The 10,574-nt window shown below is 71.8% G+C and carries 8 protein-coding genes; 4 read left to right on the plus strand and 4 right to left on the minus strand.

The genetic code is table 11. The features are described 5' to 3' along the window. Positions 1 to 45 precede the first annotated feature (45 nt). From K3N28_RS07275 to K3N28_RS07285, 3 genes are all read left to right on the plus strand, one after another. Positions 46 to 2,136: an alpha-galactosidase gene (locus tag K3N28_RS07275; RefSeq protein WP_228091820.1), complete on the plus strand. Its 2,091-nt coding sequence runs from the start codon at positions 46 to 48 to the stop codon at positions 2,134 to 2,136. 179 nt (positions 2,137 to 2,315) lie between these two features. Continuing rightward, on the plus strand, positions 2,316 to 2,723 hold the full coding sequence (locus tag K3N28_RS07280; protein ID WP_228091821.1) for a hypothetical protein: 408 nt from the start codon (positions 2,316 to 2,318) through the stop codon (positions 2,721 to 2,723). Positions 2,724 to 2,922: 199 nt separating this feature from the next. After that, complete coding sequence (locus K3N28_RS07285) at positions 2,923 to 3,300, plus strand: DUF4190 domain-containing protein (protein WP_228091822.1); 378 nt, start codon at positions 2,923 to 2,925, stop codon at positions 3,298 to 3,300. 48 nt (positions 3,301 to 3,348) lie between these two features. Here K3N28_RS07285 and nucS read toward each other — a convergent pair whose 3' ends face one another. Next, positions 3,349 to 4,014 carry an endonuclease NucS gene (nucS, locus tag K3N28_RS07290; protein WP_228091823.1) on the minus strand — a complete coding sequence of 222 codons (666 nt, stop codon included), beginning with the start codon at positions 4,012 to 4,014 and terminating at the stop codon, positions 3,349 to 3,351. A 194-nt stretch (positions 4,015 to 4,208) separates the two neighbouring features. Continuing rightward, positions 4,209 to 4,946: an SDR family NAD(P)-dependent oxidoreductase gene (locus tag K3N28_RS07295; protein ID WP_228091824.1), complete on the minus strand. Its 738-nt coding sequence runs from the start codon at positions 4,944 to 4,946 to the stop codon at positions 4,209 to 4,211. Between the two features lie 125 nt (positions 4,947 to 5,071). On the opposite strand from K3N28_RS07295, the gene K3N28_RS07300 reads away from it, so the two are divergent. Further along, positions 5,072 to 8,347: a DUF4132 domain-containing protein gene (locus K3N28_RS07300; protein ID WP_228091825.1), complete on the plus strand. Its 3,276-nt coding sequence runs from the start codon at positions 5,072 to 5,074 to the stop codon at positions 8,345 to 8,347. A gap of 54 nt (positions 8,348 to 8,401) precedes the next feature. On the opposite strand, the gene K3N28_RS07305 is transcribed toward K3N28_RS07300, so the two are convergent. Together K3N28_RS07305 and K3N28_RS07310 are read right to left on the minus strand one after the other, a co-directional pair. Continuing rightward, positions 8,402 to 9,328 carry an aldo/keto reductase gene (locus K3N28_RS07305; protein WP_228091826.1) on the minus strand — a complete coding sequence of 309 codons (927 nt, stop codon included), beginning with the start codon at positions 9,326 to 9,328 and terminating at the stop codon, positions 8,402 to 8,404. 2 nt (positions 9,329 to 9,330) lie between these two features. Continuing rightward, positions 9,331 to 10,548 (minus strand): ROK family transcriptional regulator, encoded by a 1,218-nt coding sequence (locus K3N28_RS07310; protein WP_228091827.1) that lies wholly within the window; start codon positions 10,546 to 10,548, stop codon positions 9,331 to 9,333. Positions 10,549 to 10,574 lie beyond the last annotated feature (26 nt).

Here is a 10,574-nt window from a genome sequence, read left to right on the forward strand (position 1 = left end):
GTCGGCCCGGCAGACTGGAGCCGATCTCGATCGTGAGGAGACTGCATGTCCATCCGCTTCGACGAAGCCGCCCTCGCCTGGCACCTCACCGGGCCCGGCCTCTCGTACGTCGTCGGCGTCCAGGACGGGCTGCCCCGTCAGCTCTATTGGGGCCCCGCGATCCCGGACGGGGCCGTCGCCTCGCTGGCGCGGGAATGGCGGGAGGCGTACTCGTTCGACGACCGGCTCCACACCGGCGCGGAGCTGCTCGGCGAACTCGGACCCCAGTTCGCGACGCCGTCCCTCCAACTGCGGCATCCCGACGGCGCCAAGGGCTTCGACTGGCACTACCGCGACCACGCCATCGAGGAGGGCGACGCCGGCGGCGACCGCCTCGCGATCGTCTTCACCGACCGGGACCTCACCCTGACGCTGCACTACCGGCTGTGGGACACCGGCGTGCTCGACCGCTGGGCCTCGATCGACGCGGGCGCGCCCGTCGAGGTCACCCGGTTCGACTCGGCCGCATGGACCCTCCCGCACTGGGGCGACTACCGGCTCTCGCACCTGAGCGGCGAATGGGCGGGGGAGTGGCAGCTGCGGCGCGTCCCGCTGCCCGTGGGCGAGACCGCGATCGGCTCCCGGCGCGGCAACACCAGCCACCAGGCCAACCCCTGGACCGCGGTGGACGACGGCACCGCCACCGAGACGAGCGGCCACGTCTACTCGACGAACCTCGCGTGGTCGGGCTCGTGGCGGGTCATGCTGCGCCGCTCCCCGCAAGGGCGCGTGACGATCACCGGCGGCGCCGGCCACGAGGGCCTGCGCTGGACCCTCCGCGAGGGCGAGACCTGGACGACCCCGGTCTCCTCCGGGCTGTGGACCGACACGGGCTTCGGCGGGGCCTCCCGCGCCTGGCACGAGCACCTGCGCCGCCACGTCATGCCCACGCCGGAAGAAGACGCCCCGGTCCTGTTCAACTCCTGGGAGGCCGTGTTCTTCGACGTGTCCGAGGAGAAGCAGCTCCCGCTCGTCGAACTGGCCGCGCGGGTCGGCTGCGAGCAGTTCGTCATCGACGACGGCTGGTTCGGCAAGCGGCTCGCCGACAACGCCGGCCTCGGCGACTGGTGGCCCAACCCCGACCGGTTCCCGAACGGCCTGAAGCCGCTCATCGACGCCGTGCACGCCAAGGGCATGACGTTCGGCATCTGGGTCGAGCCGGAGATGGTCAACCCCGACTCCGACCTCTACCGGGCGCACCCCGACTGGGTCCTCAACCAGCAGGGGCGCGACCGCACCGAGCTGCGCACCCAGCTCGTCCTCGACTACGGCCGCCCCGAGGTCGCCGAATGGGCCTTCGCCTGGCTCGACAAGCTCTTGAGCGACAACGACATCGACTACGTCAAGTGGGACCACAACCGGCCCTTCACCGAGGTCGGCCGCCCCGGGGCCGAGGACCCCGACCGCGCCTACTTCGAGCACGTCGAGGCCGTCTACGCGCTGAAAGAGCGCCTGCGCGCGGCCCACCCACGGGTGCGCATCGAAGGCTGCGCCGGCGGCGCCGCCCGGGTCGACCCCGGCATCCTGCGCTACGTCGACCAGGTGTGGACCTCGGACAACACCGACGCGGGCGACCGCGTCAACATCCAGTACGGCTTCGGCCAGGCCTATCCGGCGCGCGCCATGGGCACCTGGATCACCGACGAGCCCACCGGGTTCAACCACCGGACCACCTCGATGCGGTTCCGCTTCCAGGTCGCCAGTGCCGGGGTGCTCGCGGTGGGCGGCAACCTCACCGAGTGGTCCGAGGCCGAGCTCGACGAGGCCGCCGAGCATGTGGCGTACTACAAGCGGCTGCGGCCGGTCGTGCAGCACGGCGTGCAGTACCGGCTCGGCGATCCCGAGCGCGAACCGCTGACGGGCGTCCAGTACGTGCGCGGGGACCAGATCGCGGTGCTGGCGTTCAAGACCCCGTGGCACTGCAACCGGCCGCTGCCGCCGCTGCGGCCCGAGGGGATCGCGGCGGACTCGCGCTGGGAGGACGAGGACACCGGCGAGACCCATTGGGGCGCGACCCTGAACGCGCTCGGCCTGCCGCTGCGATGGGGGAACGCGGATTGGGACTCGGCGATCCTTCGACTGCGTCGAGTGGCTTAGCGAATCCCATCACTAAGTGCAAACAGGACAAATAAGGAGAGCGGCGGTGCTGGATCGCGCGTGAGGCGCCTCTCGGTCATCGCGCCGGTACGCGAATCATGCTCACTGGCATCGCTGGCTTAGACTCACCGCTGTTCCGCCCGAACGCATCATTCACCGCTATCCATAGGAGTTCCCCCGTGGCCTATCCGCCCGCCCCGGCTCCCGCCCCCCAGCCGTACCCCGCCAAGCAGGGCAACGGCTTCGGCGTGACCGCCCTCGTGCTCGGCATCATCGCGATCGCCGGGTTCTGGATCCCCATCGTCAACGTCGTCAGCATCATCCTGGGCGTGCTCGCCCTCATCTTCGGCATCGTGGCGCTCGTCGTCGCCCCCAAGCGCGGCGGCAAGGGCAAGGGCACCGGCTGGACCGGCGTGATCCTCGGTGTCCTCGCCATCGTCGCCTCCATCGCGTGGAACGTCTACGTCTTCAACGAGGCCGACGAGTACCTCGACGAGGAGTGGAAGCAGGCCTGCGAGGACGCGGGCATCCCCGAGGACGAGTGCGGCGACTGGGAGGACTGGGAATCCGGTCTCGAGACCCAGTGACCCTTTGAACACCAAGGCCGCAGCGATCTCGCTGCGGCCTTTCGCGTTGCGGTGAAGTGGTACCGGAAGGATCGGTGTGAGGCTCATGTTTTCGGGAGCCGGAATTCGCTACCGCGAGACAGGAGCGGCCTCGGTGTCATACACTCGGCCCAGTCCTGCCCGGAACGAAACAGTCGATTTTGAACCTTTGGAGTACACCGTGTCGTACCCGCCCGCTCCGCCTCCGGCCGCTGAGCCCGCACCCGCCAAGCAGAGCAACGGTTTCGCCGTCGCCGCACTCGTGCTGGGCCTCATCGGCCTGATCGTCTTCTCGTGGATCCCCGGCATCAACCTCTTGACCGCCATCCCGATCGGCATCCTGGCGATCATCTTCGGCATCATCGCGATCGTCAAGTCCAAGAGCCGCGGCGGCAAGGGCAAGGGGATGGGCCTGGCCGGCCTGATCCTCGGCGTCCTGGCCATCGCCGCCGCGATCGTGATGAACGTCGTGCTGGTCGATGCGGTCAAGGAGCAGTGCGAGGACCCGAACTCCGAGATCTACGGCAGCACTCAGTGCGAGGACATCCAGAACATGTGAGGCGACAGGGAAAGGGCCGCGGCATCGCCGCGGCCCTTTCTCGTTGCGCTAGAAGAGCCTGGGCTGGCTCTCGTCGATCGCGCCGCGCAGGTCGTCGTAGTCGAGGACCACGCAGCGGATGCCGCGGTCCTCGGCGAGGACGCGCGCCTGGGGCTTGATGGCCTGGGCGGCGAAGACGCCCTCGACGGGCGCGAGCAGGGGATCGCGGTTGAGCAGCTCGAGATACCTGGTGAGCTGCTCGACGCCGTCGATCTCGCCGCGGCGCTTGATCTCGACGGCGACGTGCCTGCCGTCGGCGTCGCGGCACATGAGGTCGACGGGCCCGATCGCGGTGGGGTATTCGCGCCGCACGAGGGTCCAGCCCTTGCCGAGCGGGTTGGTGTCGGCGGCGAGCAGCTCCTGGAGGTGCGCCTCGACGCCGTCCTTCTGGAGGCCGGGGTCGACGCCGAGTTCATGGCTGGAGTCGTGGAAGACCTCTTCGATGGTGATCTTCAACTGGTCGCCGGACTTCTTCGACGTGACGGTCCACTCGGTGGCCCCCTCGACGACGGTGCACGGCGGCGTCATCCAGTTGAGCGGCTTGTACGAGCCGCCGTCGGCGTGCACGAGCACGCTCCCGTCCGCCTTCCAGATGATGAGGCGGGTGGCCATGGGCAAATGGGCCGAAAGCCGCCCGGTGTAATCGACCTGGCATCGTGCCACCAACAAACGCATGGCAAGCACCCTACCGGTGGCGCTTGAGCGGTCCGGAAACGCGGGGTTGGGCAGTGGTCCGCCGCCGCGCGCGCCCGCGTGCCTTCCACCATGGACCTGTCCGAGCGGACCAGTGCCGCTACCACCTTCGTGCCGCCCAGGCCGAGCGCGAGGCCCCTGCCGTTGCGGCGTCCTTCGATCGAATCAGCGGGCGCTCAGTCCATGTTGTGGCCGCCGTTGACGGTGAGGCGCTGGCCGGTGATGAACGACGCGTCGTCGGAGGCGAGGTAGGCGACCGCCGCGGCCACGTCCCCGGGGACGCCGATGCGACCCATCGGGACGTCGGCGACGTAACCGGCGAGGTCCTCGTCGGTGAGCTCGCCATGCCGCTCGACGGGGACCCAGCCCGGCGCCACCAGGTTCACGGTGATCCCGTCCGCGCCGAGCTCCTTGGCCCACACGCGGGTCAGGCCCCACTGCGCGCCCTTCGCGGCCGTGTACGCGGACATCCCCGGCAGCGAGCGCTCGAACACGTCCGAGCCGATCTGGACGACGCGGCCCCGCCGCGCCGCGCGCATGTCCGCCAGCACCGCCTGCAGGAGCAGCGTGGGGCTCTTGACGAAGAACGCCAGCTGGCCCAGGTGGTCCTCCCAGGTCACCCGGTCGGCGGCGATCTCCGGCTGCGGGCCGGTCGCGTTGCACACCAGGACCCCGACGGGGCCGAGCGCGGCGCGGACCTCCTCGACGAGCTTCACCACCGAGGCCTCGTCGGTGACGTCGCCGCCGAACGCCTCGGCGGTGCCGCCCGCCGCGCGGATCTCGGCGACCACCTGTTCGGCCTGCGTGCGGCTCGACGCGTAGTTGACGGCGACGGCGAAGCCGTCGGCGGCCAGCCGCTTCGCGATGGCGGCGCCGAGGCCGCGGGATGCGCCGGAGACGAGTGCGACGGTCATGGGGATCCTCCGTTTCGGCGCCCGAGCGGCGCCCCGAGCAAGCATTCCAGGCGCTCGGCGATCCGGCCCGCGGGCTTCCGGGAAGTGGAACGCCGATGTCGCACCCGCTTCCTATGCTCGCCCTCGTGAACCGAGCTGACACCACCCCAATCGATGAAGACGCGGTCGACTTCCCCGAGGACTGGGCCGCCTACCGGCTCGACCGCCGCGGCCGACACGCCCCGCGCCCGTACGAGGCCGACCCGGCCGCGCCCGAGCGGCTGCGGTCCCTCTTCGCCGCGGCCGGAGCGGAGCTCGACCTGCGGCTCCAACGGCTCGACCCCGCGCGGGCGGCGTCGATCCGCGCCGCGATCGCCGGGGAGCCCGACCCGTTCGGCGCCGCCTCCGCCGCCACGATGGCGAACGGGATCGTGCACGGCCACTGGCGGCCCGACGGGGACCGCACCGCCAGTGACGCCTGGATCGCCGCGCACGGCGTCGCCTTCGCCGCCGCGGCCACGATCGAGCGGCACGCGCACTCCGTGTACTGGCACGTCCAGGAGCCGCCCGATAGCGCCCTGGTCACGATCAAGGTCGTCCCCGTCCGGCAGTTCCTCCACATGACCGGGACGATCGAACGGATCGCCCCCATGCGGTCGCTCCTGGCGGCGCTGCCGGACGCCGAGTACGCGGAGGTCCGTGCGGCCGTCGCGCGGCACCGCACCAGCGACACGCACCGGTTCCTCTCGGCGATGCTCATGCCCGGCGAGGACGACTGGGTCCTCGACGCCTGCCGCATCCAGTCCACGACGTGGCCCCGCGAGAGCTTCTGGGCGGTCCCCACCAGGGCCGAGCACCTCGAACTCGCCGGGATACGCCGGCTCGATCCGTACTACTGCGGCGTCGCGGCGGTCGCCCGCCTGGTCGACGCGCTCGGCCCCGAGGCCCTGCCGATCCTGGTGAACACCCTCGAACAGGGCAGCAGACCCGATGCCGCGGACTGCGACCGCATCTACGACGCGATCGGGCGGCTGCCCTCCGACGCCGCGATCGCCTACCTCCTCGACCGCATGACCGTCCCGCGGGCGGTGGGCGCCGCCCGCGCCGCCGTCGCGCGCTTTCCGACCAGGGCCCTCCGCGCCATCGCGTCCCTCGTCCCCGACGCCTCGGTCGCCTGCAGGGCCCGCCTGGCCGGCATGGCCCGCGAACGGGCCGAGCACCTGCACCGCTTGAACGACGAGGACCGGAGCCGCATCGAAGGCCTCCTCCCCGCCGCCCGCCGCCCCGTCGCCTCGCCGGACGCCGTGCCGCGCGTGTTCACCGCCCCGCCCTGGGCCCGGTTCGGCAAGCCCTCCGCGAAGACCGCCGTCACCGGGCTCGTCCCGCCGCCGATCGACGATCTGCGCTGGGCCCCCGGTGAACGCGAGGAGTGGTCGTCCTCGGAGGGGATGTACGCGAACTGGGAGCACTACGGGGTCTGGGAACGGTTCCTGAAGCGCGGCTTGGGACCGACCGACTACTACTTCGTCCCCACGCTCGCCTTCGCGCCCGAGGAACGGGCGCGCCCGCTCTACGACCGCTGGGACGGCACGCTCAGGGAAGCATCGCTCGCCGCGGTCAAAGCCCTCATCGTCCGGTACGACGACGCCGCTGCGAAGCTGCTGCCGCTGGTCAAGAAGCGTCCCGGGTACCGCCCGGCCCTGCTGCCGTTCATCGATCGCGACATCGCCCGCATCGCCGCCGACAGCCTCGCGCGTTCGCGTACCCACCGCGCCTTCGCCCGGGCATGGCTCGACCGCCACGCCCCCGACGCCGCCGCGCTCCTCGTCCCCGACGCCGTCGGCAAGCCGGGCAAGGCGCGCCAGTCCGCAGTGGCGGCGCTCCGGCACCTCGCCGAGACCGATCGGTCCCTGGTGGAGTCCACGGCCGCCGGCTACGGCGACGCCGCCGCGAAGGCCGTCGCGGCCCTCCTGGACGCCGACCCGCTCGACCCGCAGCTCCCGCGCCTGCCCAAGCCTCCGGCCTGGGCCGACATCGCCATGCTTCCGCCGCTGCTCCTGCCCGGCCGTGAAGCGGCCCTTCCCGACGAGGCCGTGCGCACCCTCCTGACCGCGCTGGCGATCGACGACTTCGACCGCCCCTACCCCGGCGTCGACCTCCTCGCGGCCGAATGCGACCCGGCGTCGCTCGCCGACTTCTCCTGGGCGCTGTTCGAGCTGTGGCTCTCGGCCGGATCGCCGACGAAGGACGGCTGGGCCATGGACCAGCTGCGCCGGTTCGCCGACGAGGACGCCGTGCGACGCCTGACGGCCCTCATCCGGGAATGGCCGGGCCAGAACCAGAGCCGCAAGGCCTCCCGGGCCCTGGAGATCCTCGGCGCGATCGGCACCGAGACGGCCCTGCGCGGCGTCCAGGACATCTCCCGGACGTCGAAGTTCAAGGGGCTCAAGCAGACCGCGACCGAGCAGATCGAGGTCATCGCCGAGCGGCTCGAACTCGACGCGGACCGGCTCGCCGATCGCCTCGTGCCCGACTTCGGGCTCGGCGGCGAGCAGGCGCTCGCCCTCGACTACGGCCCCCGATCGTTCACGATCAAGTTCGACGAACGCCTGCGCCCGTATGTGATCGACGAGCAGGGCAAGCGCCGCGCCGGACCGCCGAAGCCGGGCGCGAACGACGACCCCGAGCTCGCCCAGGCCGCTTACGGACGGTTCGCGGAGCTGCGGCGCGACATCAAGACGACCTCGGAGGCCCAGGTCAAACGCCTGGAGGAGGCCATGATCGCCGGCCGCACCTGGGCGTTCGGCGAGTTCCGCCGCCACCTCGTGGACCACCCGCTGGTGTGGCAGCTCTCCAGCCGCCTGGTCTGGCAGGCCGAGACCGGGGCCGAGCGGCGCGTCTTCCGTCTCGCCGAAGACCGCACCCTGGCCGACGCGGACGACGAGCCGCTCGCGCCGCCCGAGGACGCGGTGGTGCGCCTCGCGCACCCGGTCCTCCTGGGCGAGAAGGAAGTCGAGGCTTGGGCGAGCGTCTTCGCGGACTACGAGATCCTGCAGCCGTTCGACCAGCTCGCGCGACCGGTCTTCACCCTCACCGACGAGGACCGCGCGACCGGGCGCGTCGCCCGGTTCGAAGGCGCGAAGGCCGGCGCGGGCGCGCTGATCGGCCTCATCAAGCGGGGCTGGCGGTACGGCGACCCGCGGCCGGGGAGGCGGTACGGCAACTGCCTCTACTTCACCTTCCCCGAGGGCGGGTTCGTGCTCCTCGATCCCAACCCGAGCGTCCACCCCGGCGACTACCGGCCCCAGGGCGAGTGCGTGCTGGAGACGGTGGCGTGCGCCCTCCCCGAGGGCGCGTCGATCGACCCGGTGAGGCTTTCCGAGACCTTGAACGCGGTCGCGAAGCTCACCCGCACCGCCTGACGGCGACCGCGTCCGGTGCCCCGGTTCGGGCACCGGACGCGGTAGGCCGAGCGGTCAGATGGCGACCTTCGGGACCAGGGCCTCGAGTTCCTCCCACAGGGACTCGGGGATGTCGACCGCGAGCAGGTCGATCGTGTCCTGGACGCGCTCGGGGCGGGAGACGCCGACCACGGTGGCGTCGACCAGCGGGGAGCGGACCGAGAACTGCAGGGCCGCCGCGATGAGCGGGACGCCCGCGCGCTCGCACGCCTCGCTCATGGCGAACGCGGCGTTCCCGATCGCCTCGTCGCGTTCGCCGTAGCAGTACTTCGGCTGCGCCGCAGGGCCCTTCGCGAGCATCCCGCCGCCGTACGGCGCGGCGTTGAGGACCCCGAGGCCCGCGGCGCGGGCCCGCGTGAAGAGCTCCTCGGCCTCGCGGTTGAGCAGCGTGTAGCGGTTGTGGTTCAAGACGACGTCGAACTCGCCGGTGTCCAGGTACTCCTGGGTGACGCGGAGGTCGCCCGCGGCCACCGCGAGATGGTCGGCGACGCCCGACTCGCGGATCTCGATGAGCGCTTCGAGCGCGCCGCCGGGCGCGAAGCCGTCCTGGCGCATGAACTCGGGGTCGTGGAGGGCCAGGATCGGCAGGTGGTCGACGCCGAGCCGCTCCAGGCTCTCCTCGACCGAGCGGCGCACCCGGTCGCCCGAGTAGTCGCCCGTGGCCGGGTCGGGGTCCACCTTGGTCTGCAGGACGAAGCCCTCCGGCAGGCCCCCGCGCCTGCGGACGGCCGCCCCGACGCGGTGTTCGGCGAGGCCGTCCTCGCCGTAGCCGTTCGAGGTGTCGAGGAAGTTGACCTCGCTGTCGAAGACCGCCTCGATCGTGGCGATCGCCTGCTCGTCCGAGACGGTGTAGCCGTAGTGGGCCAGGTTCGCGATCGGGCTCGTGCCGATGCACAGGGGGCTCACTTCGATGCCGGTCTGTCCTAGCGTGTTGCGCTGCATGTTCATCCGTTCTTGAGTTCGGCGCCGAAGGAGGCGCTGTCGAGGCGGTCGGGGTCCAGGGCGTGCTCGATGACCATGACCCCCGCGCCGATCGCGCCGCTGCTCTCGCCCGTGCGGGCCGCCGCGATCCGCAGGTGCCGGGTGGCCAGTGGCAGCGAGCGCTGGTAGATGACCTCGCGCACGCCCGCGATGAGGTGGTCGCCCGCGAGCGCGAGGGAGCCGCCGATGACGATGATCGACGGGTTGAAGAAGTTGACGGCCCCGGCGAGGACCTCGCCGATGTCGCGTCCGGCCTGGCGCACGAGGCGCAGGGCCGGGACGGACCCGGAGCGGGCCAGTTCCACGACGTCGAGGGAGCCGCCCGCGGGGATGCCCTGCTCGGTGAGCTTCGCGGCGATGGCCCCGCCGCTGGCGACGGCTTCGAGGCAGCCGGTGTTGCCGCAGCGGCAGTGGACGTCGTCGGCGTGGGCGACGCGGATGTGCCCCATGTCGCCCGCCGCGCCCTGGGCGCCCCGGTAGACCTTGCCGTCGGCGATGATGCCGCAGCCGATGCCGGTGGCGGCCTTGATGAACAGCAGGTGCTCGTATTCGGGCCAGGCCGTGAAGTGCTCGCCGAGGGCCATGATGTTGACGTCGTTGTCGCACATCACGGGGACCGGGATGCGTTCGCGCACATAGCCGGGGACGTCGAAGCCGTCCCAGCCGGGCATGATCGGCGGGTTGACGGCGCGGCCGGTGGAGTGCTCGACGGGTCCGGGCAGGCCGATGCCGACGCCGAGCAGGTCGGCGGCGGGCCGGCCGACCTGGTCGAGGAGTTTGCGGCCGCGGTCGATCGTCCAGTCGAGGACGGCCTTGGGGCCCAAGGCGATGTCGAGGTCGGCGTTGGCGACGGCGAGGACGTTCCCGGCGAGGTCGATGACGGCGAGCCGGGCGTGGGTCGCGCCGAGGTCGGCGCCGAGGACGATGCGCGCGGCGGGGTTGAACGCGAACGTGGCCGGGGGCCGGCCGCCGGTGGAGGCGGTCTCGCCGCTGGGGGCGATGAGCCCCGCGGCGAGCAGGGCGTCGACGCGGCCGGTGACGGTGGAGCGCGCGAGGCCGGTGAGGGCGGAGAGTTCGGAGCGGGTCCGCGGCACGCCGTCGCGCAGCAGCTGGAGCAGCGCGCCGGCGCCGACCGAAGCCCCTGGGGACGGGCGGCGTCCCACGCCTGAATCATCTGCCACAGCACTAGTGAAGCATATGGGTTCGG

Source organism: Glycomyces sp. TRM65418 (assembly GCF_019710475.1).
In the GTDB taxonomy this organism is placed as follows: Bacteria; Actinomycetota; Actinomycetes; order Mycobacteriales; family Micromonosporaceae; genus Glycomyces.